The following is a 23,791-nucleotide window of genomic DNA, read 5'->3' on the forward strand; positions in this document are numbered from 1 at the left end:
CGCCCGGATCGCCGGGCGGCACACGGTGAGGACTACTGGCGCGGGCCGAGCGTCCATCGTGGGCCGGTCGGGCTGTCCTCGATGACGAGGCCCGACTGGTTGAGCTGGTCGCGGATCGCGTCGGCGGCGGGCCAGTCCTTGCGGTCGCGGGCCGACTGACGCTGGTCCAGGACGAGCCGTACGAGCGTGTCGACGACCCCGTGCAGGTCCTCGCCGCGGTCGCCCTCGCCCGCCCAGTGCGGGTCGAGCGGGTCGAGGCCGAGGACGCCGAGCATGGCCCGTACCTCCGCGAGCCTTGCGACGGCCGCTTCCTTGTCGTCGGCGGCGAGAGCGGAGTTGCCCTGCCGGACCGTGGTGTGGATGATCGCGAGCGCCTGCGGGACGCCCAGGTCGTCGTCCATCGCCTCGGCGAACGCGGGCGGCACCTCGGCGGCGGCCGCGACCTCGCCGCCCGCCTTCTCGATGACGCGCTGCACGAAGCCCTCGATCCGCGCGAACGCGGACTCGGCCTCGCGCAGTGCCTCCTCGCTGTACTCGATCATCGACCGGTAGTGCGGGGTGCCGAGGTAGTAGCGCAGCACGATGGGGCGCCATGCCTTGACCATCTCGCTGACCAGCACGGAGTTGCCGAGCGACTTCGACATCTTCTCGCCGGACATGGTGACCCAGCCGTTGTGCACCCAGTACTTCGCGAACTCGTCGCCGTAGGCCTTGGCCTGGGCGATCTCGTTCTCGTGGTGCGGGAAGATCAGGTCGATGCCGCCGCCGTGGATGTCGAAGGCGGTGCCGAGGTACTTGTGCGCCATGGCGGAGCACTCCAGGTGCCAGCCGGGCCGGCCGCGGCCCCACGGGGTCTCCCAGCTCGGCTCGCCGTCCTTGGCGACCTTCCACATCGCGAAGTCGCGCTGGTCGCGCTTGCCGGTCTCGCCGTCGCCGGACGGCTGACGCAGATCGTCCAGGTCCTGGTTGGAGAGCTCCAGATAGCCGGGGAACGACCGCACGTCGAAGTAGACGTTGCCGTCGGCCTCGTAGGCGTGACCGCGCTCGATGAGGCCGCGCATCATCTCGATCATCTCGGTGATGTGGCCGGTCGCGCGCGGTTCGTAGGTGGGCGGGAGGCAGCCGAGGGCGTCGTAGCCGGCGTTGAACGCACGCTCGTTCTCGTAGCCGATCGACCACCAGGGTCGGCCCTGCTCGGCCGACTTGTTGATGATCTTGTCGTCGATGTCGGTGACGTTCCGGATGAACGTGACGTCGTAGCCGCGGTACTCGAACCAGCGGCGCATGATGTCGAAGTTCAGACCGGACCGGATGTGCCCGATGTGCGGGGCGGCCTGGACAGTCGCGCCACAGAGGTAGATCGAGACACAGCCCGCTGCGAGCGGGACGAAGTCACGGATCTGCCGGGCGCTGGTGTCGTACAGGCGAATAGTCACCCCTCAAGGGTAGTGGGCCCGCACCAGTGCCCCGCGACCCATTGGGGATCGCGAGGGCAACTTGTGACAGGGACGATCCCTGAACGGGTCCTCAGATACGCCCGACGATCTTCTCCGGGGTGATCCGGACGACGACACGCTCGTCGTCGTCGCCGGAGGCGGGGTTGAATTCCGCGTACTTCTTCCCGGTGTACTTCACGGACAGTTCGTCGATGAGTTCGTCGCCGCCCTCGGTGGTGAGAGCGGCGACGCCGCGGATCTCGGCGTAGGTGTACGGGGCGGCGAACGGCTGGACAACGACGGAGACGCGCGGGTCGCGGCTCAGGTTCTCCTCCTTGCGGCGGCCGCGGGTCGTCGAGAAGAGGACGTCGTTGCCGTCCCTCTTCACCCAGACAGGGGACAGCTGGGGGCTGCCGTCGGGCTGGATGGTGGCGACGGTCACGAAGACGGGGGTGTCGAGAAGGGACCTGAGCTCTTCGGAGAGTTCGGCGGTCATGGCGTACGTCCTCCTGGAGACGGGAGTGTGTGCAGTGCTCCTACACGTACCCCGACCGGGCAACGCCGCCCCGGCTTCCCGCACCGCCCACCCGGAAGGTGGCTGCCCCTTGTTCCCGCAGGTACTGGCGCACGTGGCGGGTTCGTCCTCGTTGCCGGTTTCCGTGCCGGTTCCGAGGAGACCCCCGGAGGGGCGCCGCCCGCCACCCATCGGGCGCGGCGGCGCCCGACCGGGTGCGGCGTCAGCCCGTCCGGTAGACCAGGGCCGTCGCGAGCCCCGCGAGGCCCTCCGCGCGGCCCGTGAAGCCGAGGCCGTCCGATGTGGCGGCCGACAGCGAGACGGGGGCGCCGACCGCCGCCGACAGCACCTTCTGCGCCTCGTCGCGCCGCTTGCCGATCTTCGGCCGTACGCCGATGACCTGGACCGCGACGTTCCCGATCTCGAACCCCTCGGCCCGGACGATCCGTGCCGCCTCCGCCAGCAGGGTGACACCCGCCGCGCCCGACCATTCGGGGCGCCCCGTGCCGAAGTGTTGGCCCAGGTCACCGAGACCGGCCGCGGAGAAGAGCGCGTTGCAGGCGGCGTGGGCGACGACGTCGGCGTCGGAGTGGCCGGCGAGGCCGGGGCCCTCGCCCTCCCAGAGCAGGCCCGCGCACCACAGCTCGCGGCCCTCCTCGAAGGCGTGGATGTCCGTGCCGATGCCGACCTGCGGAATCACCGGTGCGTGCTCAGAACCCATCGTTCGCCCTCCTGCGCGCGAGAACCGCCTCGGCCAGCACCAGATCCAGCGGCCGGGTCACCTTGAATGCCTCTTCGTGCCCGGGTACGACCACGACGGGCGCCCCGAGCTGTTCGACCATCCCCGCGTCGTCGGTCGCGCCCTCGCCGTCGACGGCGACCGTCGCGTGGGCGCGGACCAGGGTGTCCCGGTCGAAGCCCTGCGGGGTCTGCACGGCGCGCAGCCTGGCCCGTACGGGTGTGCCGAGCACCGGTTCCGGCTCGCCGGGCGCGCCGGGCTCGACCTCCTTGACGGTGTCGGCGAGCGGCAGTGCGGGTACGACGGCGGGCGCCCCGTCCCGTACGGCCTCGATCACCGCGTCCACGGTGTCGACGGGCACCAGCGGGCGGGCCGCGTCGTGGACGAGGACGACGGAGATGTCCTCGGGCAGGGCGTCGAGGCCGAGCCCGACCGATTCCTGGCGGGTTTCTCCGCCCGGCACGACGACGTAGTCGGTGCGTTCGGGCAGGGCGTGTTCGTCCAGCAGGTTCTTGACCTCGGGCGCGCCGTCCGGTGGTGCGACCACCACCACCAGGGAGACGGACCGGGACGCCGCCATGGCCCGTACCGCGTGGATGAGCATGGGCGTCCCGCTCAGCGCGCGGAGCGCCTTGGGGGCGCCCGGGCCGAGCCGAACGCCGCGACCGGCGGCGGGAATCACCGCGGCGGTGCGGTACGGACGCGATTGATCAGACATCGGTTGCACTCCGAAGCATCAGCATGTTTGTTTCCACGGCCGACATGGGTATGGCCACAAGCGAGCCGGGCGCGACGCTTGACTCGACCGGGACCCTTTCCGTGATCCCCGGTCGGGGTCGGGGCAGCCGCATCGGCCACTCGGGGTCGGCTGTGCAAGATCGCAAGCAAGATATCGAAAGGTATCGACGAGGTGGTCCGGACCGATTCCGGACATGCCGCAGCGCCCGACGACACACCGTGAATACGGCTGGTCAGCGGGCACCGCGGCACATTTATTAACGACCGGTGCGATCCGGGTCAGGACGCGAGGACCTCGTCGAGCAGAGCCTCGGCCTTGTCTTCGTTCGTGTTCTCCGCGAGAGCGAGCTCACTCACCAGGATCTGCCGAGCCTTGGCGAGCATGCGCTTCTCACCTGCGGAGAGTCCACGCTCGCGCTCACGACGCCACAGGTCGCGCACTACTTCGGCGACCTTGATGACATCGCCGGAGGCGAGCTTCTCGAGATTTGCCTTGTAGCGCCGGGACCAGTTCGTCGGCTCTTCGGCGTACGGCGCGCGCAGCACCTCGAAGACCCGGTCCAGCCCCTCCTGCCCGACCACGTCGCGCACGCCCACGAACTCCGCATTGTCCGCCGGCACACGAACCGTCAAGTCGCCCTGGGCGACCTTGAGCACCAAGTAGGTCTTGTCCACGCCTTTGATCTGGCGAGTTTCGATAGCCTCGATCAGCGCGGCCCCGTGATGGGGATAGACCACGGTGTCGCCAACCTTGAACGTCATGTGACAGGTACCCCTTCCGTGGCTATCCAGAGTAACACGAGAACGGCTTCTCCTGAATGGCGTTTTCGCAGGTCAGGGCATATCTCGGGGCTTGACAACAGCAACACGAACGTGCTGCGGAAGGCTTCCGGGAGACGGTATTCGCAGGTCGGAGCGGCTGTACGGGGGAGGCGAAACGCGCACGTTACGTATCCTCGAACCCACTCCAAAGTGGTTGAACGTCCCGGTTTGCCGGATTCCAGATGGCGGACTTTCCCTACTCCGTTCGGAGATCGATCACCCGTACGGACCTAAGTGCCGATGGCCAATGAAATTGATCACCGCCCGGCCACTGCGGAGATTATGTGCAAGGAATGCGCCAAGGTCCGGAGAATTGATCAAGCCCGTTATGTGAACGGCCTGCAAATCGCGAGGCGGGGGCCGTGGCGGGGACCCGGTGAGGGCTCCGGTGGTGATGCCCGGGGCAGTAGGGGCGGGTCGGGTGCGGGGCGGGGACGGCGGCTCGGTAACCTAAGGCCGCTGACACACCCTTAGGGCGGCTTTACGCCGCTCGCCCCTCCGTCCGTGAAGTCGTACGTTCAAGGAGTTGCCGCAGCCGTGAGCCGCAGCCTTCGACGCGGCGCCCTTGCCGCCGCCGCCATCGTGATCTCGATCGGCGCACTTTCCGCGTGTGGTGCCGGCAATGACGCGCAAACGCTCGAGATCAAGCCGGACAACGCTGCCACCACCCTCGGTGACATCAAGATCCAGAACGCGAACGTCATCACCCAGCCGGAGCACGGCGCCGAGGGTCCGGCCGTCATCGCGGCGACGGTGTTCAACAACGGCACCAAGCGCCAGACGCTCGACGCCATCACCCTGCCGGGCTCCGACGTCTCGGTGCAGCTGCACGCCGCCGAGGGCGCGGGACCGGTCGTCGTCCCGGCCGGCGGCAGGGTCGTCCTGGGCGGTGAGGGCAACGCGTCCGCCGTGATCGAGAACGGCCGCGAGGCCGCGCAGACCGGCAACGTGCAGGCGGTCGTCTTCAAGTTCAGCGAGACCGGCGACGTCCCGCTCGGCGCGTTCGTCGTCCCGGCCACCAGCTTCTTCAAGGGCTTCGGCCCGAGCTCGCTGCCGGTGGCACCGGCAAAGACGCCGGCCGCCTCGCCGGCCGCGTCCGAGACCCCGGGCGCGCCGTCCGAGGAGGCGGGCGCCGCGGGCAGCGAGAACGCCCCGGACGACGGGACGGGCGCCGCGGGCAGCGAGAACGAGACCACCCCGACCGACGCGGCCTCCGCGTCGGTGTCGACGGACACGTCGACCGACTGACGTGACACATGCATGACGCAGGCGCCTCCCGGACGGGGGGCGCCTGCGTCATGTGTGCGTGGTGGCCGGTTTACGGCTCGAACTTGTACCCCAGGCCTCGCACCGTGACCAGGAAGCGCGGCGCCCCCGGGTCCGGCTCGATCTTGGCGCGCAGGCGCTTGACGTGGACGTCGAGGGTCTTGGTGTCGCCCACGTAGTCCGCGCCCCAGACGCGGTCGATCAGCTGCATCCGGGTGAGCACCCGGCCCGCGTTGCGCAGCAGCATCTCCAGCAGGTCGAACTCCTTGAGCGGGAGGTCGACCTTGCCGCCGGAGACCGTGACGACGTGACGGTCCACGTCCATCCGGACCGGACCCGCCTCCAGGGCGGCCGGCGTGACCTCCTCCGGCTCGCCGCGGCGGCGCAGCACCGCGCGGATGCGGGCGACGAGCTCCCGCGAGGAGAACGGCTTGGTCACATAGTCGTCGGCTCCTATTTCCAGGCCGACGACCTTGTCGATCTCGCTGTCCTTGGCCGTGACCATGATCACGGGGACGTTGGACCTGCTGCGCAGCTGGCGGCAGACCTCGGTACCGGGCAGGCCCGGCAGCATCAGGTCGAGGAGGACGAGGTCGGCGCCGTTGCGCTCGAACTCGTCGAGCCCGTCCGGGCCGGTGGCCGCGATGGCGACCTCGAAGCCTTCCTTGCGAAGCATGTAGGACAGGGCGTCGCTGAAGGATTCCTCATCCTCGACGACAAGCACTCGGGTCACGGAAGGACCTCCGGGGCAGGGAATGTTTCAAGGGAGTCGGGGTTGGCGGTCCGGTAGGTCCCGTCGTCACCGTTGACGATGAGCGATCCGCCGGATGCACGGTCTCGGTCCCGTACGGAACCCGCTTCGGGCAGCCGCAGGGTGAAGGTGGAGCCCTGGCCCTCCGAGCTCCACACGGTGACCTCCCCGCCGTGCGAGGCGGCCACATGCTTGACGATGGCGAGGCCGAGACCGGTGCCACCGGTGGCCCGTGAGCGGGCCGGGTCGACGCGGTAGAAGCGTTCGAAGACCCGCTCGCGGTCCTTCTCCGAGATGCCGATGCCCTGGTCGGTCACGGCGATCTCGATCTGGTCCCCACCCGGTACGGCCAGGCGCCTCGCGGCGATGCCGACGCGGGTGCGGGCGGGGCTGTAGTTGACGGCGTTCTCGACGAGATTGCCGAGTGCCGCGGCGAGCTGGCCGCGGTTGCCCCAGATGCGGAGCTCCGCGGTGCCCCCTGCGGCCATGGTGATCTGTTTCGTTCCGGCCTGCTGGCGGCAGCGGTCGATGGCCTCGGCGACCAGTTCGTCCACCCGGACCGGCTCGGCGTCCTCCAGCGGGTCGTCGTTCTGCACCCGGGAGAGGTCGATCAGTTCCTGTACGAGGTTGGTCAGCCGGGTCGCCTCGATCTGCATCCTGCCCGCGAACCGCTCCACCGCCTCCGGGTCGTCGGAGGCGTCCATGACGGCCTCGGAGAGCAGCGAGAGCGCACCGACCGGGGTCTTGAGCTCATGGCTGACGTTGGCGACGAAGTCGCGTCGCACCGCTTCGATACGGCGCGCCTCGGTGAGGTCCTCGACCAGCAGGAGCACCAGCCGGGAGCCCAGCGGGGCGACCCGGGCGGAGACCGCGAGGGCCTCGCCACGGCCCGTACCGCGCCGCGGGAGGTCCAGTTCGACCTGCCGTATCTCACCGTCCCGGCGGGTGTCCCTGGCCATGTGCAACATCGGCTCGACGGCCAGCCGGCCGCCCCTGACCAGGCCCAGCGCATACGCGGCGGAGCTGGCCTTGACGACACTGTCGCTCTCGTCGAGCACGACCGCGGAGGACGAGAGCACGGAGAGGACCGTGTCGACTCCGGGGGGCAGTGCCCCGTTGCTGTCGGGCCGCAGGGACGTGCGCGTCGGCTTCTTCTGGTCGCGCTCGCTCCAGCGGAACGCCAGCATGGCGATCACACCGGTACACAACCCGGCGATCGCTGCAGCTGCGGCGACCGCCGCGTTCACGTCCATACCTAAAGGTTAAGCGGGTGCGACCCCTCTCTCCCAGCCGTCCGGGTGCCTACTCGAACACTCGTCGCCCAGAGTTCACCGAGGGGCAAGGGTTGGTTCACTTGGTCGGCCGGATCCGGACGCGTACGCCACGCAGGGTGAGAGCGTGGGGTTCAGACTGGCCCCGGCCTTAGTGAGGACTGGAGAGGACTTCCATGCGCGACGCTTACCACGAGGAACTCGACTCGATCGGCGAAGGCCTCGTCGAAATGGCCCGGCTCGTCGGGTCGGCGATCGGGCGGGCGACGACGTCCATGCTCGACGCCGATCTCAAGCTCGCGGAGAGCGTGATCGCCGCGGACCAGAAGGTCGACGACCTCCAGCACGACCTGGAGGCGAGGGCGATCGCCCTGCTCGCGCGCCAGCAGCCCGTAGCGACCGACCTGCGGATCGTGGTCACCTCGCTGCGGATGAGCGCCGATCTGGAGCGCTCGGGCGACCTCGCCCAGCACGTCGCCAAGCTGACCCGGCTGCGCTTCCCGGAGTCGGCGGTGCCGCACGACCTGCACGCCACCATTCTGGAGATGGGGCAGCTGGCGCAGCGGCTGATGGCCAAGGCGGCCGAGGTGATCATCACGAAGGATGTCGACCTGGCGCTCCAGCTGGAGCAGGACGACGACGAGATGGACCTGCTGCACCGCACGCTGTTCCAGCACCTGATGGACGACCGCTGGAAGCACGGCATCGAGACGGCCGTCGACGTCACGCTGCTCGGCCGTTACTACGAGCGCTTCGCCGACCACGCGGTGTCGGTCGCCAAGCGGGTCGTCTACCTGGTCACGGGCGAGCACGCCGATGACCTGCAGACGCCGACCCCGGTCGAGGGCGCGTAGCGAAGACCGGGCGGCTTCTGCGCTTGTGCGCCGTCGGTGCGCCGTTCACATACGGGTCCGACTGGGCATGCAATGGGATGGGGCGGCACGCCGACGTCGTACGCCCCGGTCGTACGGCGTCGTCGGTCGTACGACCCTGTCGTACGCCTGGATGTACGTCCTTGAGGAGGAACGATGGCTGACTCCCCCACGACCGACCCACAGCAGGAGACACCCGCTGAAGTGGTCCACCTGACGGTGCTCGGCGCCTGTGGCTGCGGCTCGGGCTGCGGGTGCGGCTGCCAGTCGGGCGCCCCGTGCCAGTGCGGCGGCTAGCTGCGACTGACCGGACGCATGCGTGCAGACGGCGCCCCGCGCGGAACTCCGCGCGGGGCGCCGGTCCATGCCGTTTCAGGCGGCGGTGACGACACCGGTGTACCTCCTGTGGGCCCGCCGGGGCGAAGCGGCACCGGTCCCCGACCGGCGGGCCGCACCGCGCGGGCCGGCCGCCACCGCGTAGCGAACGCCGTGCGGGGGCGAGCACACCCGCACCCGCCCCCCATTGCCGGTCAGACCGCCGGCTCGACCACGCCCTTCGGCGCACCCGAGGCCGTGTCCGGTTCGGCCTCCGCAGCCGTCACCGCCATCACCTCGGTCGCCTTCTCCTCCGGCGGAAGCCCACGCATGAGCATCCAGTACCCGAGCGCCGCCACGGTCCCCAGCACCCCGCACATCCCCCACAGCCACTTCGCCCCGTAGTGGTCGATCACCAGACCGGACATCAGTGGGGCGACCAGCGCGGCCGCCGACCACGACATCGTGTACATGCCCTGGTAGCGGCCCCGGCCGTGGCCCGGGGAGAGGCGGACGAACAGGTTGCTCTGGACCGGTGCGTTGATGATCTCGCCGATCGTCCAGACACAGATCGTCAGCGCGTACACGGCGACCGATCCGGCGAACGCGGTGAGCCCGAATCCGTACCCCGCCAGCAGCGACGACACGATCAGCAGCCGGCGCGGGTCGCGGTGCTGGATGAAGCGGCCGACCGGGATCTGGAGTGCCACGATCATCACACCGTTGACGGCGATGGCGGTGCCGAAGTCGGAGCTGGAGAGCCCGTCCGTGCCCATCGCGACCGGCAGCCCCACGTACCCCTGCTGGAAGATCAGCGCCACCACGAACGACAGCCCGACGACGCTCATGAACCGGCCGTCGCGCAGCACCGTGGAGAGCCGGACTTCGGGCTCGGTCGGCAGCGTGCCGCCGACCGCCGCGGGCGCCTTCTGCGGCCGGGACTCCGGCACCTTCAGGAAGACGACGACCGCGCAGAACAGCGTCATCGCGGCCTCGACCATGAACCCGGCGAGATAGCTGTACTCGGCGATGAACCCGGCGCCGGCGGAGGAGACCGCGAAGCCGAGGTTGACCGCCCAGTAGTTCAAGGAGAACGCCCGCACCCGGTCCTCGGGGCGGACGATGTCGGCCATCATCGCCTGCACGGCGGGCCGCGACGCGTTGCTGGCCATACCGACGACAAAGGCGACGGCGGCGATCGCGACCGGGTGGACCATGAAGCCGAGCACGGCCACCGACACGGCGGTCGAGCTCTGCGCGATCAGCATGGTGGGCCGGCGTCCGAGCCGGTCGGTCATCACCCCGGCACCGAGCGAGGAGACGACCCCGCCCAGTCCGTGCAGCGCGGCGACCAGACCCGCGTACGAGGCGGAGTAGCCGCGGTCCAGGGTCAGGTAGAGCGCCATGAACGTGGCGACGAACGCCCCGAGCCGGTTGACCAGGGTGCTGGTCCACAGCCACCAGAACTCTCTGGGGAGACCGGAGACGGTCTCGTGTGCGGCCCGTCTGAGACCGGCGACAGACATACGGGTTCCCCCAGGGACGTACGGAACGGATGCGGCCGGTAAGTGTCCCGACTGCAGTCCGAACATTACGAAGCAGGGGTTCCGGACCGCCACTCGATTGACGCGCGCCGTCAATCGTCCCCGGCCGCCCCCTTGCGCTGTCCGCCCTGTGACCGGGGGAGCGAGGGCCCCGGGGCTTCGATTACGCTCAGGCGCATGGCCGACGCACCGTACAAGCTGATCCTCCTCCGCCACGGCGAGAGCGAATGGAACGCGAAGAACCTGTTCACCGGTTGGGTGGACGTCAACCTCACCGAGAAGGGCGAGAAGGAGGCAGTCCGCGGCGGTGAGCTGCTCAAGGACGCCGGTCTGCTCCCCGATGTCCTGCACACCTCCCTCCAGAAGCGCGCCATCCGCACCGCCCAGCTCGCGCTGGAGGCCGCGGACCGCCACTGGATCCCGGTCCACCGCTCCTGGCGGCTGAACGAGCGCCACTACGGCGCCCTCCAGGGCAAGGACAAGGCGCAGACGCTCGCCGAGTTCGGCCAGGAGCAGTTCATGCTCTGGCGCCGCTCGTACGACACCCCGCCGCCGGCCCTCGAGGACGGCACCGAGTTCTCGCAGAGCGACGACCCGCGCTACGCCACGATCCCGAGCGAGCTGCGCCCGCGGACCGAGTGCCTCAAGGACGTCGTCGAGCGCATGCTGCCGTACTGGTACGACGACATCGTCCCGGACCTGCTGACCGGCCGCACGGTCCTGGTCGCCGCCCACGGCAACAGCCTCCGCGGCCTGGTCAAGCACCTCGACGGCATCTCCGACGCCGACATCACGGGCCTGAACATCCCGACCGGCATCCCGCTCGCCTACGAGCTGGACGCCGACTTCCGCCCCCTGAAGCCGGGCGGCACGTACCTCGACCCGGACGCGGCAGCGGCCGCCATCGAGGCCGTGAAGAACCAGGGCAAGAAGAAGTAGTAGGCCGAAAGAAAGCCCCCTACCTGCGGTTTCTCCGCGAGTAGGGGGCTGTTTGCTGCCCTGGGGCCGTCGCTGGGCCGTCAGGTGCTTGATTGGGCCGTCTCGAAGATGGCGGCCACAGCCGACCGCGTGCGCTCCTGACTGGAGGGCATCAGGTGCGCGTACACGCGAAGCGTCAGCCCAGGGTCAGAGTGGCCGAGGTACTCCGCGAGTGCCTTGACGTTCTCTCCCGCGTCCAGAAGCACCGAGGCGTAGAAGTGGCGCAGAGCATGCATTCCGTTCTCCCGCGACTCGGCGTACGGCTTGCCCCGTTCCGGGACCGGGATGATGCCGGCAGCGGCCAACGACGGCTTCCACGCTTCGTCGTTGAGGGAGGTACGCCAGACGTGACCACCGCGCGGACCGAAGAAGATCAGGTGCTTGGTCACGAGCGGCCCGTCCGCGGTCTTCCACGGCAAAGTGACCTCGGCGGGCGGGAAACGCTTCATATGGGCCCGCAGGGAGGCGGCGACAGGGGCCGGGAGCGGGACGTCCCGAAGTTTGCCGCCCTTGGGCGGTGCGAAGACCGGTTTGCTGCGACTGAGCTTGAGCTGCTGGCCGACGTGCAGCGTGTCCGACTCGAAGTCGATCGCATCCACGGAGACGGTCGACGTTGACAGACCCCCGTGATCGACCTGATAAGGATGAGGCTGCACCTCAAAGCCTCTGTACGACAGGGGCGCCGTCCTCAACTCATGGACGGCGCCCCGCTGGATTGGCTGAGCCATTGAGACTCCACCGACCTCGCGTGATCGTTATGGTGCGTACCACCGACAGGGGAGGTCTCATGGCTGACTACGCCACCCACGCTCAAAACGCCCGCGAAATACTCCAATTGGTTGATGCGAAGTCTGCGGCCAAGAAGCGTCAATACGAAAGAGCCCTCGCGGCCGCCCAGGTCGAGGCGATCTTGGCCCTTGCCGCAGCCGTAGCCGAGCAGGGGAAAGGTGCAGACGCACGCTGAGCCAGCGCGTCAAACTGCTGTACAGCATCGGAGTACAGCAACCACGCCGACCCGCTATGAACGCCCTGGATCCTCAAACGCTGACCCACCAGGCCCGCAGACCTCCGCGACCCTCCCGCCCGTAGTTCGCATCGAGGGGCGATCTGACAACGGCAGCCGTGCCCGTTGCGTGCCCGGTCCGACGGGACGCAGCGGGGACTCACGGGGAACAGCGGCACCGAACAGGCCTCAGCCCAGGTCAGCGAGTTGCCAGGTCAGCCGCTATCCGCGTACGGCGTCTTCCGAACTGGGGCTTCACTGGCCCCGCCCGACGAGGATGGTGTCCTCGTGGATCACCTTCCCGTTGAAGTACGTGCATGGGTCGGGGCGCCGTTAGGGGGTGCCGCTGCCCTGCCGATTGCCACCCGTGAACTGGCCCACCATCATCACGATGAGGCCGGCCAGCAGAATCGCGCCGCCGGTCAGGTTGCCCCACTGCCGGGTGTCGGAGTCGCTGATCACTGGCGTACGACGACGGCAGCATCGACTGTTGGTCAGCCTACGACGATCTGTACGAGGCACTCCGCGGTCTGTAGCGGCATGCGGGCTGAGCACACCAGGCGCCCTGGCTCATGACCGGCCCGGGCCGTCTCAGGGCTGTCGGAGGGTGCTCAACGACGACCAACGCTGAATTCCTCTGCCGCTCAAGATCCGAGTGCTGATACATCACCGCGGCCCGCTCCGAGGAGTGGCCGGCGCGCGCCATCGTGTCCTTGAACGTGGCACTCGGCTGTATCGCATCCCCTGAGGAAGATGTGTCCCAAGGCCCGGCGCGTCATCGGATGCGCCGGGCCTTGGGGGCGGGCGGCCTCAGCTGGTGAAGGTGAAGTACTTCCAGGAGCCGTGCGTGGTCGAGTTCACGGTGTCGCCCGAGGAGTCGTTGATGTAGGACGACCGCACGCGCATCGAGTAGCCGGTCTGGTGCGTGCCGCCCAGTTCCACCACCGACTTGCCCGTGGAGTCGAGCTTGAAGTACTGGGACCCCGCCGACCGCCAGGCGCCGTCGTAGTAGATCTGGAACTGCAGCCTCTGCGAGCGGCCGGGGTAGGCCGTCATCGTGGTCGTGAGGAGCGGATTGGTCGTCTTCCGGAAGTAGTACTTGGTGTGCCCGCTGACCGTGGCCGTCTTGTAGTAGCGGCTAAGGCTCAGCGACACCTTGGCCTTCGCGCCCACCCAGCTCGTGGCCGTCTTCGGGGCGGTCCGCGCGTCGCCGGAGAAGGACGCGCTCACCGTGGTGTCGCGCTTCAGGGTCAAGGTGACCGACAGGCTGCCCTCGCTGTTGACCGTGCCGGTCTTGACCAGGTACTTGCCCTTGCCGTCGCCCGCGGTGTCCGCGTAGAGCGAGAGCGTCCGGTTCTTGTACGTCGTGCCGAGGTGGGCGGTGAACGTCACGTTGCTGACGTAGGCGTAGACGTTGCCGTTCTTGTTCACTGTCAGGGTCGTGGAGTTCCGGGAGACCTCGACCGTGTCGGAGGCGGAGGCAGTCGTGCGATCGGCGTCGCCGGCATACGAGATCTTGTACGTGACCTTGCCGCCCGCGGGCGGGGTGTCGGTGAAGGAGAAGGTCCCGTCCGCCTTCACCGTCGCGGCCGGGAGCGCCTTGCCGTTCGGGGACTCCAGGTCCGTCCGGGTGACCGCGACGGTGGTCCCCCCGGGCAGCCCGAGCGTGTTCGTGACCTTGCCGGAGACGGTCAGCGACTTGGCACGGTCGGCCGTCGCCGGGGCGTTCACCGTGATGGTGGTGACGGCCTTGCTGGGGTCGGTGACGACGCGCAGGCGGTACTTGTTGATGAGGTCGTGTGTGACCGCGAAGAGCCGGCTGCTGTCGGGCGCGAAAGCGAGGTCGCCGTGGTCGAGCAGGGTCTCTTGGGCGATTCCATTCTGGTAGTCGGTGAAGTTGGCGGTCCGCCTCGGGGTCGTGCTACCCGGCTTGTAGATGGACACATGGGGCCGGTTGAAGGAGGCGTAAGTGTCGGTGCCCCCCGCGACGAGGCCGTCCGGCGCGACATCCACCGACCGTTGTTCCCAGTAGCTGCTCGGATACCTGATGGTCTCTGACAGGTCTGAGGTCCGAAAGACCTGCTGGAATTCGCCTGCTGTGGTGGCCACCACGAGCTCTGTGCCATCCGGGGTGAGCGCCAGGTCCTCCGCGGTGTTGCCGATGGCCGCGTCCTGCCCGCCGAGGAACGCGGTCCGGCTGGCCGTGCCGGACGACACGTCATAGATGCCGAGGGTGAAGTAGTACTGGCGCGAGCCGGCCGCCAGGGTGTCGGGAGCGCCGGGTGCCGAGTCCAGCAGGGGAGCGTCCTTCCACGTCCCCTCGGCCTCCTGGGCGAGGGAAACCTGCGGCTGCCCGCCGGACAGGTCGAGTGAGCCGATGTTGCCGTGGCCGACGCTGCCATAGCCGAACCAGAGTTTGCCGCCCGCGAGCGCCAGGTGCTGCGGATCTGTGCCGTCACCCGTCGCGTACCGCCCGGCCTCGGTGAGCGTCGCCGTGTCGATGGCCACGATCTCGTCAGCTCCCGGCACGGCGACGTAGACCGTTGCCGAGTCGGCGGAAAGCTCCAGGCCGTCAGCCTGCGGCAGCGAGGTGATCGTCCCGATGACGGTGCCGTTGTAGTCGGTGGCGACGACCTTGCCTCCCGACGGGTCACTGATGAAGACCCGCTGGTGAACGCCGTCCACGATGATGTCGCCGCTGGACGTGATGGGCAGCGCGGCGCTGCTGTCGGCGACAGCAGCGCCCGCCGCCGACCCGATCAGGGCGACAGAACCGAGAGTGACCGCGAGCGCTGTTACGGCCGAAATGCTGCGCACACGCACAGTGATGCAACCCCCACTAGGAAGACAGTTGCCCACAAGACCCCTGGAGCCCCTTCAGGGTTGTACGGCACACCTGCGCAAGTTTCCGCAGGTCCTACTGGATGCCGCCCAGGAGCCGAGCACCTTCCTACGGCAGGCGCGCACTCGGTATGACTCGGTCCAACGGTGGTGAGTGTCCAACTGCGTGACAACGCTGGCGAACAGCCCCAGACAAGCACGGACGGTGGCGGACCATCGCAGCAGGTCAGCGGCACACTCGCCCCTACTTGAGCCCCCTTCGGGTTGCTTCGGGACGAAGAGGTCGCCATCGAAAGAGGCCCCCTCCAGGCGGCCTGTTTGTCGCGTGCATCCTGGCAGCATGACGAATCCCGGCGGCCCGTACGTCAAGGTGCACTTCCGGCTTGAGATAGAGGACGACTGACCTCCGGCATCGGTGGAGAGCTTGTGGGCGATCGACCAGGGTGACGGCACCGTGCAGCTCGACAACATCCCCTGGTTCATCCGAGGCATCGCCCGCGGCGACGTCGTGGTCACGGAGCCCGACGAGGAAGGCGTGCGATGGGCCGGCGAGGTGGTTCGGCGTTCGGAGAACTGCACCATCCGCCTCATCGTGTTCCGTGACGGCGGCTCGGGAGCTGCACGGCAAAGCGTGATCAACGCGTTTCAGCAACTTGGCGTCGACGGCGAGGGCATAGAACGGTTCGGCATGGTGGCCTTGGACGTTCCGCCCACCGCTGATCTCGCCAAGGTGCAGAGGCTGCTCAACCACGGCGCAGCCGAGGAGTGGTGGGACATGGAAGAGGGGTGCATCACGGCGCAGTGGCGGGCCACTTCCGCTGGCTGACGCCGACCACGTGGGCCAAGGCTGGGCCGTCCCTGGGCCGTCCGAGGCCGATCGACAGTGGCCAACAACGACCAATGGCGACCCCTGAGCCATGGCGGACCAGCGTCCCGACCTGCAAAATCCCAGCGTCTCAAGATCCCCGACAAGACCCAGGGCAAGAAGAAGTAGCCGTTTTTGATCATGCCTCCCACCTGCGCAACCGGCGCGGATGGGAGGCATTTTCGCGGCCTGGGCCTTCTTTGGGCCCTCAGGCCCCCGGGTCCTGCGGCCGGAGCGCTCGTCCGAGAGCCTTCCGGGCCCGGTCCCGGCTGCTCGGCATGAGGTGCGCGTACACCTTGAGCGTCAGTCCCGGATCGGAGTGCCCGAGGTACTCAGCGAGGGCCTTGATGCTCTCCCCGGCGTCCAGTAGGACGGACGCGTGGAAGTGACGCAGTGCGTGCATGCCGTGCTCGCGGGCGGCGGCGTGCCGGCGGCTCTTGGCCTTGGGGATGACGCCCACCTTCGCGAGCGCGGGCGGGCGGGGAGGTAGGCGGGATAGTCGGCCGGACGGGGCTGGGTGGTGATCTCGCACGCGGTCTCGGGGTACACAAAGGGCTCCCTTCAACGCATCGGGCGGCACCCGTGGTGGTGGGTGCCGCCCGACACGCTGTGACGGTGCGTGGTCGTAGTGGCTACTGGCTAGTGGCTACTGGCTACTGGCAAGCGAAAAAAGGCCTGTTGGGACCCCTGGTTGCCAGTAGAGGGGCGTTCTACCCACGCCCGGCACGGCCTGGCCGCCTACGAGCGGCACTACAACGAGCACCGCCCCCACCGAGCACGCAACCAACTACCTCCGGGCGCCGACCAGCAGCCCATCACCGTGCACGACCTCGAAGTCCGCAGACTCCTGCGCCCCCGCATCCTCGGCGGCGCCATTGACGAGTACCGCTATGCGGCTTGACCTGCAGCGACGACTTTCCGAGCCCCACAGGTTGCTAGGAGAGGGCCTTGTACCCGCCCCAGCCGGTGGCGATCTGGGTACGGGACCCGAACGACCCCTTCCCGTCACCGTAGTTGCGGTACAGCTTGCCCGCGCTGTCCCGGACGACGATGTCCGCCTTGCCGTCACGGTTGAGGTCGCCGACACCGACGACGGCGTTGTACGTGCCGCCCCAGTTGCCGAACACCTTGGCGCGGGCGCCGAACGTGCCCTTGCCGGTGCCGTTGTAGCGGTACAGGGTGTTCGAGGTGTCCTGGACGACCAGGTCGCCGATGCCGTCACCGTTGAGGTCACCGGTGCCGACGATCTTCTTGTAGCCCTTCCAGCTGTCGTACAGCTTCACGCGCGCGGACAGCTTGCCCGTGCTGGTGCCCTTGTACAGGTACACCGCGCCGGTCGAGGCGTTGCGCGCGATCAGGTCGGGCCGGCCGTCACCGCTGATGTCACCCGGAGAGGTCAGCACGTCGTACTGGGTCCAGCCGCTGGTCGCCAGCGTGGTGTACGACGTCGTCGGCTTGAGCGCCGCGCCGCAGCCCGGCTTGTACAGGCGCAGGGCCCCGCTGCTGTAGCGCACCAGGACGTCGTTGCACCGGTCCCCGCTCAGGTCGCCGAACGGGACAGCCTTGACGCTGGTCGCCCAGCCGCTGCCGCTGACCTTGCTCGAGAACGTCCCCGTGCCCGTGCCCCTCTGGAAGGTCAGGGCGCCCGAGGAGTTGAGGGTCAGCAGGTCGCCAGTGCCGTCCGGGCCGTCGGGGCTGCCGAAGTCGTGCCGTACCGGTGCCCCGTTGTTGAGGAAGCCGCTGCCGGTCGCCACGGTGGTGGCGGTGGACGTGTTCAGGCCCGTCGCCTTCAGGGTCCAGGTGAACCGGCCGTTGGGGAAGCGGGCCCCGCTCGCGGTCTTGCCGTTCCAGCCCGCCGAGACCCGGGCGGCGCTCGCACCGCCGGTGACCGAGCGGCTCGCCTTTCCGGTCTCGCCGCTCTCCACCGAGGTGAAGGTGAGCGACCAGGAGCCGACAGGGCGGGACAGCAGCCACGAACCCGTCCAGGAGTCGGCGGTGGAAGGCGCGGCGTAGCTGTCGGCGCTCGAGTCGAACGCGGTCAGGGCGGACGGGGTCACGCCGGTGGTGGCGACGTGCGTCTGCTCGAACGCGTCGAACCAGGCGACCAGGCCCGTGTACTCGTCGACCGTCCAGCGGTAGCGGCGGTCGGCGGCCAGGCCGGTGTCCGGGACCTTCGCGGCGACCACGCGGGTGGCGCCGGTGGCCGCGTCGGTGAGGACCAGCTCGTCGGCGGCGTGGTCGTGGCGGACGGTGAAGCCGTCGCCGAGCAGCACGTCACCGGGGGCCACGGCGGCGGACGTGCCGGCCTTGGTGTCGTACACGCCCGCTGAGGCCGTGCCGCAGGCCCAGTACAGCCAGCGGCCCGCCGCCTGCAGCTCGGTCGGCACACAGCCGGCGTCGGGGACCGTGACCGTGGTGAGGGTCTTGTCCGTGGTGAGGCTGTAGGAGGTGACCTGGCCGGCGGTGGCGGTGGCGCTCCACAGGACGGGCCCGTTCAGGGCCGCGGCGCGGACCGAGCGCTTCAGCTTCTGGCCGTAGCCGAAGTGGCCCACGTACTGCATCGGGGCGGAGCCGCCCGAGTTGTAGACCGCGTAGTCGTCGGACACGTCGACGATCGCGCCCTTCTCGGTGCCGAACTCAAGGTCGGGAACGCCCGAGCCGTCGCCGACGCGGGCCACCCGGTCCGCGTCCGACAGACCCGATCCGCCCTCGTCGGCGTCGTAAAACGTCTCGAGGTAGGCGTCCCGGGGGGCGGTGACCTTGTTGCCCCACATCGCCGAGCAGGAGGTGCCCGGGTACGGGCACACGGCCGAGACCTTGTCGCCGGCCGTGGCGTCGGACGCGGTGAGCGTGGTGCTGCCGTTCGTCGTCAGCGTGCGCACGGACGTGGCGTCCATAGTGCTGCTGACGGCGGGGTCGCGCTCCGCCACGCGCAGGCTGCCCCGGCTGAGCGCGAGGCCCGTCTTGGGGTTCTCGTACGGCGGCACCTTGGCCACCTTCTCCAGCCGCGGGGTGCCGTCGGCGCCCTGGACGACGCGCTGCACCCACCAGTCGGTGGTGCTCGTGCCGCCGGTGACGAGGGCAGAGCCGTCGGGGGCGGCGACGGGGTCGCCGTACGAGCGGGTCAGCAGGGTCTTCGTGGTGCCGTCGGTCAGCGAGACGGCCGTGACGGGGCCCCGGTCCGCCACCAGGACGAGCCAGTTCCCGACGAGCACAGGGGAGCCGGCCGTGCCGTTGCCCGCCACCGGGACCGTCTCCTCGGCGGCGAGGTCCGCGCGGGACCGGAGGTGCAGGCCCGCGGCCGGGGTGTACCAGCCGATCCGGTCACCGGAGAGGGAGAGTGACAGCCCGCTCCCGGCGCCGGAGAAGACCTGGGTGAGCTCCGCGGTGGCGAAGTCGAGGTAGTGGATGTCGAAGGTCGCGGCGCCGGTCGAGTCGGCGGCGCCCGGGTACGCGAGCAGCGCGCCCTTGGCGTCTCCGGTGCGCACGGAGGTGACGCCCGTCTTCCAGACCTTGTCGGCCGGGCCTCCGGTCACCACGCGGGTGCGCTGCTTGCCGTCGACGTAGTCCAGCAGTTCCAGCCCGGTGCCGGGCCGGGGCGAGCCGTCGACGCTGGTGTTCTGCTCGGCCGCCACGACAGTCCCGCCGTACGTGCCGACGTAGTCCAGCCGCGGCATGTCCAGCGTGCGCAGCGTGCCGCCGTCCGCTCCGCCGGGCGTCCACAGTGAGACGGGTTCGGTGTACGACCGGTGCGGGAGCGCGACGGTGTCGGCGCCCTGTCCGAACGTGCCCGAGGGACAGGTGGCGCTGATGTCGTAGCAGCTGGTGGTGGTCGGCTGGTACGGCTGGCCCGCACCGGCGTTGCCGGGCGGGGTGGTGACGGTGGTGGTGCCGCCGTCCTCGTAGTTCGTCCAGAGCAGCCCGGCTCCACCGGCCTGCCGGTGCAGGAAGCCGGTCTCGCCGGCCGCGAGCACGCGGTCCGAACGCGTCGTTTCCGTGCGCGGGTCCTGAAGGAGAATCTCCGTCGTTCCCGCTGTCTGTGCGGTGGCCGCGCGGGCCGGCTCGCCGCCCCCCGAGACCATGGTGACGGCCGCGACGGCGACCGAGAGTGCGGAGACGGCGACGGTCAGACCGCCCCGTCCCAGGGCATGTCTGCCCACGTGAGAGTCCCTCCCGGCGAGGGCCCCCTGCCCCGCCCAAGTGAGCGGACTTTACCAGCCTCTTGCCATTCTCTTACCAGGAGCCTGGGTGTTCACGTCGTCGGCCCCACGCCCCCGGCGGCTGCCGGGCGGATCGCCGCTGGTCGGCCGACGGCACCTGGAAAGCCGTGCCGAACGGCGCTCAGGCCATCACCGTGATCATCATCCGGCTCCGCGACAAGGTCCGAGCCATCGGTAACGGCCTAGGCTACTGCTCGTCGGTCAGCAGCAACTCGCTTGTCGACCGGGGGATCAGGGGGGACGAAATGGCGAGGTGCGATGCGCCCGGGGTGTTCCAGCCGCTGCAGGCGGACGATCCGTCCGTGGTGGCCGGTTACCGTTTGGCCGCGCGGCTCGGCGCAGGCGGCATGGGGCGGGTCTATCTGTCGCACACGCAGGGCGGCCGACCGGTGGCGATCAAGGTCGTCCGGCCCGAACTGGCCGACGACCCCGCCTTCCGGCGGCGTTTCCGCCGGGAGATGGAGGCCGCCCGGCGGGTCAGGGGCGCGTACACCGCGGAGCTGATCGACGGCGACGCGGACGGCGCACCGCCCTGGCTGGCCACGCTGTACGTACCCGGACCCTCGCTGGCGGAAGTTGTCGGACGGGGCGGGGCGCTGCCGGTGCCCGCGGTGCTGTGGCTGATGGCCGGAGTCGCCGAGGCTCTCCAGGCCATCCACGGCGCGGGGATCGTGCACCGCGACCTGAAGCCGTCGAACGTCCTGCTCGCGTCCGACGGACCGCGCGTGATCGACTTCGGCATCTCGCTGGCCACGGGCGTCAGTTCGTACACCGCCACGGGGGCCACCATCGGCACGCCCCAGTTCATGGCTCCCGAGCAGGCGTCCGGGGGCACGGTCACGGCGGCGACCGACGTGTTCGCGCTCGGCCAGACCGCGGCGTTCGCGGCGCTCGGTGAGCCGCTGTACGGGGATGGTCCCGGGGTCGGCGTGCTGTACCGGATCGTGCACTCCGAGCCCGATCTGTCGCTGCTGCCCACTCGGCTCCGCCCGCTGATCGCCCGCTGCCTGGCCGCCGATCCGGCGGAGCGGGCCACCCTGGCGGAGGTCGTGGAGTGGTGCCGGCAGCAGCTGGGCGGGGACGCCGACGCGGGCGCGGGGCCGACCGTCTGGCGAGAGGTCATGGGACCGGAGGTGACGGTGCCGCCACCGGTGCCCGATCCCACGCCGGCACGCACGCTGCCGCTGGTGGCCACCGGGCCGCAACAGGCGCGGGATCCGTGGGCGGCGCCGACGGACCCGGGCAAGGCGCCGTCACGAAGACGCGGGACCAGGCTGGCCATGGGCGCGGCCGTGACGGCGGTCGTGCTGGTGCTCACGGTCCTTGCGTGGACGGTCATGGACGCGACGGGCGTGTTCCGTGGCCGGGACGATGGCCACTCGGGTGGTACGGGCTCGGTGGCGGGGGCGTCGACCTCCCCCTCCCCGTCCGCCCCTGGGGCGAAGTCGGGGACCGATGGCGATGGGGCGGGCAAGGGGCCGGGCGCGGCGTCGGGAGCAGCGCACCCCTCCGCGACCGCACCCGAGTCGACTCAGGGCGAACCCAACTCCCAGCAGTGGCTGGACGCGAAGAACTCACTGAGCTTCAAGAAACCGGTCCAGCGCAAGGACCGCGCGGGGGACATCCGTTTCACCTGCGCGAAGGAGATCAGCTGCACGCTGGAGAGCGACACCAGCGTGTTCACCATGGTCTTCGGCGAACCGGTCGCGGGCGTCGACGAATGCCGCCTCCTCACCAACGGTCAAACGGCCCATCGCCTCCCGCTCGCCGCGGCGGCGTCCGGCAGCGAGATCTGCGTCCGGCACCGCAACGGGGACATCGCGCTGCTCGTGATCGTGACGAAGTCGACCGCGATGCCGGAGGGCGCCTTTGTGACCGCGGACATGACGGTGTGGCGGCGGGCGGGCTAGGGCTGGTGGGCCGATCCGGAGCTGTACTCGACCGTCTTCGCGCTGCGCGGCGAGCTCGAAGTGACACAGTTCGGCCGTGACGCGACGTCGGGCGCACACGAACTGACGCTGTGCGACAGCTCGCGGCCCATGACGCCAAGGCCGTCCAGCGTCCCTTGCCACATCAGCTTGTCGGGATCACCGTGGGGAAGTCGTCAGCACTGCGTCCACGGTTACTTGGCTCTGCGTCCATTCCGGCGTGACCATTCCCTTTCACGCTGAAGGGCGTTACAGCCCTTGGATCGGGGCGCGCGCGTTGAGAGATCGGGAGAACGAACATGGGTGAGCCTCTCAAGACCTTTGTCGGCGGCACCGAAGTCGAAGTGCCCAACAGCATCCCGGACATCCGTGCCACGCTCCCCGAGGACAGACGCGAGGAGTTCGACCACGCCATCAACGAGGCCGGGGTGCACGAGATCCAGGCGGTCATGCGGCACTGGATGCTGGAGGCCGTGCCCGATCCCGAGGCCGAACGGATCCTGGACCGGCTGGCGCAGGACGAGGCGGAGAGGCGGAGCGTCTCTTGAGTTTCCGCATCTCCTACGCCCCGCCCGCCGACGACACCCTGGCCAAGATGCGGGAGAGCGGTACGTTCCGCGACGAGATGGCGCGGACCTTGGGGCGCGACCCGTACGGGCACGGGTCGTCGGCCGTCAAGAGTGAGCACGACCGGCGCGAGGCGACGGTCCTCGGGGCCATCGTGCTCTATTACGTCTCCGGGTCCGTTCTCACGGTCACCGTGGTGCGGCTCGTCCCGCTGCCCTGAGGCCGTTCGCCCCAGGGCCCGTTGCCCGGACGAGTCCCGCTGTTCAGACCAGCTTCGCGAGCTGTGCGTCGACCACCGCGGTCGGCAGTCCGAAGTCCTTGCCCGTGCCGGACGCCGCCAGGTTGAGCGATGTGAACGAGGCGATCGTGGCGCCCTGGCGCACGACCACCAGCTTGAACGGGGCCTTCTCGCCGTCCTGTTCCACCGTCACCGTCCAGGCCGCGGCGTCCTCGCCGCCCGAGATCTTCTCCTCCTCGATCTTGACGACCTTCTGCTTGTCGCCGGCCACAGTGAGGCCGAAGCCGCCGGAGCAGGCGGTGGCCGCGGTGCGCAGGCCGTCGATCGTGTCCTGGGCGCCCTTGCCGTCGTAGGAGGAGAGGGACGTCATCGTCGTCGTGATGTCGAAGGCCGCGATGAACGCCTCCTCCGCGTCCGCGCTGTCCTGCTTCTCCTTCTGGTCCTTCTTGGGCTCGCTGACGACCTTGCGCTGGTTGGCCGCCACAGGCTTGCCGACCCGGGCGCCCAGCAGTGCGTCGGCGAAGGTGTCACAGGCCTTGTTGTCCACGGTGACGGCGGACGCCGCGACGGCGTCGTCCTTGCCCGCCTTGCTGACCTTGTGTCCCTTGACGTCACCCTGGACCAGCGCCACCTTGTCCAGCTCGGCGGCGGTCAGCGCCTTGGCCACGGCGGGCTCGGCCGCAGCGCCCTCCTTGCCCTTGCCGTCCGCGCCTCCGCTGCCGGAATCCGAGCTTCCGCAGGCGGTGGCGGCCAGAGCGAGGGAGGCCGCGCAGGCGGCAACGGCGGCGCGACGTATGACAGTAGGTCTCATGGCCCAACTCTATGAGCCAGCCGTGGTTTGACGATCAACCAACTCGGGCACAGGAGTTGATCGTAATTGCGT

Annotated in this window: 21 protein-coding genes and 2 pseudogenes; 9 read left to right on the forward strand and 14 right to left on the reverse strand. The window is 69.4% G+C overall.

What is annotated here, in order from left to right; genetic code table 11:
* Positions 1-32: 32 nt before the first annotated feature.
* The 5 genes from cysS to OHA88_RS22630 form a co-directional block, all read right to left on the reverse strand.
* Complete coding sequence (gene cysS / locus OHA88_RS22610; protein ID WP_326605032.1) at positions 33-1,436, reverse strand: cysteine--tRNA ligase; 1,404 nt, start codon at positions 1,434-1,436, stop codon at positions 33-35.
* Positions 1,437-1,527: 91 nt separating this feature from the next.
* Positions 1,528-1,932 carry a PPOX class F420-dependent oxidoreductase gene (locus OHA88_RS22615; RefSeq protein ID WP_267003546.1) on the reverse strand — a complete coding sequence of 135 codons (405 nt, stop codon included), beginning with the start codon at positions 1,930-1,932 and terminating at the stop codon, positions 1,528-1,530.
* 241 nt (positions 1,933-2,173) lie between these two features.
* The gene (gene ispF / locus OHA88_RS22620; RefSeq protein WP_267003548.1) at positions 2,174-2,671 is read right to left on the reverse strand and encodes a 2-C-methyl-D-erythritol 2,4-cyclodiphosphate synthase; all 498 of its coding nucleotides are present in this window, start codon (positions 2,669-2,671) and stop codon (positions 2,174-2,176) included.
* On the reverse strand, positions 2,661-3,407 hold the full coding sequence (gene ispD, locus OHA88_RS22625) for a 2-C-methyl-D-erythritol 4-phosphate cytidylyltransferase (protein ID WP_326628481.1): 747 nt from the start codon (positions 3,405-3,407) through the stop codon (positions 2,661-2,663). The genes ispF and ispD overlap by 11 nt, the downstream gene beginning before the upstream one ends.
* Before the next feature lie 299 nt (positions 3,408-3,706).
* Positions 3,707-4,189 (reverse strand): CarD family transcriptional regulator, encoded by a 483-nt coding sequence (locus OHA88_RS22630; RefSeq protein WP_006380568.1) that lies wholly within the window; start codon positions 4,187-4,189, stop codon positions 3,707-3,709.
* Between the two features lie 597 nt (positions 4,190-4,786).
* Here OHA88_RS22630 and OHA88_RS22635 point away from each other — a divergent pair.
* On the forward strand, positions 4,787-5,497 hold the full coding sequence (locus tag OHA88_RS22635; protein WP_328626839.1) for a DUF461 domain-containing protein: 711 nt from the start codon (positions 4,787-4,789) through the stop codon (positions 5,495-5,497).
* Between the two features lie 70 nt (positions 5,498-5,567).
* On the opposite strand, the gene OHA88_RS22640 is transcribed toward OHA88_RS22635, so the two are convergent.
* Both OHA88_RS22640 and OHA88_RS22645 read right to left on the reverse strand, forming a co-directional pair.
* Positions 5,568-6,248, reverse strand: coding sequence for a response regulator transcription factor (locus tag OHA88_RS22640; protein WP_030977814.1), 681 nt, complete (start codon positions 6,246-6,248; stop codon positions 5,568-5,570).
* Positions 6,245-7,519 (reverse strand): sensor histidine kinase, encoded by a 1,275-nt coding sequence (locus tag OHA88_RS22645; RefSeq protein ID WP_328626840.1) that lies wholly within the window; start codon positions 7,517-7,519, stop codon positions 6,245-6,247. Before OHA88_RS22645 ends, OHA88_RS22640 begins: the two co-directional genes overlap by 4 nt.
* 194 nt (positions 7,520-7,713) lie before the next feature.
* On the opposite strand from OHA88_RS22645, the gene phoU reads away from it, so the two are divergent.
* On the forward strand, positions 7,714-8,391 hold the full coding sequence (gene phoU / locus OHA88_RS22650; RefSeq protein WP_267003557.1) for a phosphate signaling complex protein PhoU: 678 nt from the start codon (positions 7,714-7,716) through the stop codon (positions 8,389-8,391).
* A 548-nt stretch (positions 8,392-8,939) separates the two neighbouring features.
* Here phoU and OHA88_RS22655 read toward each other — a convergent pair.
* On the reverse strand, positions 8,940-10,250 hold the full coding sequence (locus OHA88_RS22655; protein WP_328626841.1) for an MDR family MFS transporter: 1,311 nt from the start codon (positions 10,248-10,250) through the stop codon (positions 8,940-8,942).
* A 195-nt stretch (positions 10,251-10,445) separates the two neighbouring features.
* Between OHA88_RS22655 and OHA88_RS22660 the strand changes: the two genes are divergently transcribed.
* Positions 10,446-11,207, forward strand: coding sequence for a phosphoglyceromutase (locus tag OHA88_RS22660; RefSeq protein ID WP_326628486.1), 762 nt, complete (start codon positions 10,446-10,448; stop codon positions 11,205-11,207).
* Between the two features lie 80 nt (positions 11,208-11,287).
* Here the strand turns inward: OHA88_RS22660 and OHA88_RS22665 are convergent.
* Positions 11,288-11,851, reverse strand: a pseudogene (locus OHA88_RS22665) (tyrosine-type recombinase/integrase); the annotation flags it as partial.
* 182 nt (positions 11,852-12,033) lie between these two features.
* Here OHA88_RS22665 and OHA88_RS22670 point away from each other — a divergent pair.
* Positions 12,034-12,210, forward strand: coding sequence for a hypothetical protein (locus OHA88_RS22670; RefSeq protein ID WP_328626842.1), 177 nt, complete (start codon positions 12,034-12,036; stop codon positions 12,208-12,210).
* A 372-nt stretch (positions 12,211-12,582) separates the two neighbouring features.
* Here OHA88_RS22670 and OHA88_RS22675 read toward each other — a convergent pair whose 3' ends face one another.
* Together OHA88_RS22675 and OHA88_RS22680 are read right to left on the reverse strand one after the other, a co-directional pair.
* The gene (locus tag OHA88_RS22675) at positions 12,583-12,711 is read right to left on the reverse strand and encodes a hypothetical protein (protein ID WP_328626843.1); all 129 of its coding nucleotides are present in this window, start codon (positions 12,709-12,711) and stop codon (positions 12,583-12,585) included.
* 348 nt (positions 12,712-13,059) lie between these two features.
* On the reverse strand, positions 13,060-15,066 hold the full coding sequence (locus tag OHA88_RS22680; RefSeq protein ID WP_328626844.1) for an Ig-like domain repeat protein: 2,007 nt from the start codon (positions 15,064-15,066) through the stop codon (positions 13,060-13,062).
* A 448-nt stretch (positions 15,067-15,514) separates the two neighbouring features.
* Here OHA88_RS22680 and OHA88_RS22685 point away from each other — a divergent pair, with 448 nt between their 5' ends.
* On the forward strand, positions 15,515-15,916 hold the full coding sequence (locus OHA88_RS22685) for a DUF4265 domain-containing protein (protein WP_328626845.1): 402 nt from the start codon (positions 15,515-15,517) through the stop codon (positions 15,914-15,916).
* A gap of 247 nt (positions 15,917-16,163) precedes the next feature.
* Here the strand turns inward: OHA88_RS22685 and OHA88_RS22690 are convergent.
* Positions 16,164-16,430, reverse strand: a pseudogene (locus OHA88_RS22690) (tyrosine-type recombinase/integrase); the annotation flags it as partial.
* Between the two features lie 216 nt (positions 16,431-16,646).
* Between OHA88_RS22690 and OHA88_RS22695 the strand changes: the two are divergent.
* On the forward strand, positions 16,647-16,856 hold the full coding sequence (locus tag OHA88_RS22695; RefSeq protein WP_328626846.1) for a hypothetical protein: 210 nt from the start codon (positions 16,647-16,649) through the stop codon (positions 16,854-16,856).
* A gap of 34 nt (positions 16,857-16,890) precedes the next feature.
* Here the strand turns inward: OHA88_RS22695 and OHA88_RS22700 are convergent, their stop codons facing one another.
* On the reverse strand, positions 16,891-20,115 hold the full coding sequence (locus tag OHA88_RS22700; protein WP_328626847.1) for an FG-GAP repeat domain-containing protein: 3,225 nt from the start codon (positions 20,113-20,115) through the stop codon (positions 16,891-16,893).
* A gap of 305 nt (positions 20,116-20,420) precedes the next feature.
* On the opposite strand from OHA88_RS22700, the gene OHA88_RS22705 reads away from it, so the two are divergent.
* From OHA88_RS22705 to OHA88_RS22715, 3 genes are all read left to right on the forward strand, one after another.
* Positions 20,421-22,085 carry a serine/threonine-protein kinase gene (locus tag OHA88_RS22705; protein WP_328629768.1) on the forward strand — a complete coding sequence of 555 codons (1,665 nt, stop codon included), beginning with the start codon at positions 20,421-20,423 and terminating at the stop codon, positions 22,083-22,085.
* 317 nt (positions 22,086-22,402) lie between these two features.
* Positions 22,403-22,651, forward strand: a complete 249-nt coding sequence (locus OHA88_RS22710; RefSeq protein ID WP_030929472.1) for a hypothetical protein — start codon at positions 22,403-22,405, stop codon at positions 22,649-22,651.
* Positions 22,648-22,890: a hypothetical protein gene (locus OHA88_RS22715; protein WP_313938475.1), complete on the forward strand. Its 243-nt coding sequence runs from the start codon at positions 22,648-22,650 to the stop codon at positions 22,888-22,890. Before OHA88_RS22710 ends, OHA88_RS22715 begins: the two co-directional genes overlap by 4 nt.
* Before the next feature lie 43 nt (positions 22,891-22,933).
* On the opposite strand, the gene OHA88_RS22720 is transcribed toward OHA88_RS22715, so the two are convergent.
* Positions 22,934-23,719 (reverse strand): hypothetical protein, encoded by a 786-nt coding sequence (locus tag OHA88_RS22720; protein WP_328626848.1) that lies wholly within the window; start codon positions 23,717-23,719, stop codon positions 22,934-22,936.
* Between the last annotated feature and the right edge of the window lie 72 nt (positions 23,720-23,791).

The sequence above is a fragment of the Streptomyces sp. NBC_00353 genome, assembly GCF_036108815.1.
GTDB lineage: Bacteria > Actinomycetota > Actinomycetes > Streptomycetales > Streptomycetaceae > Streptomyces.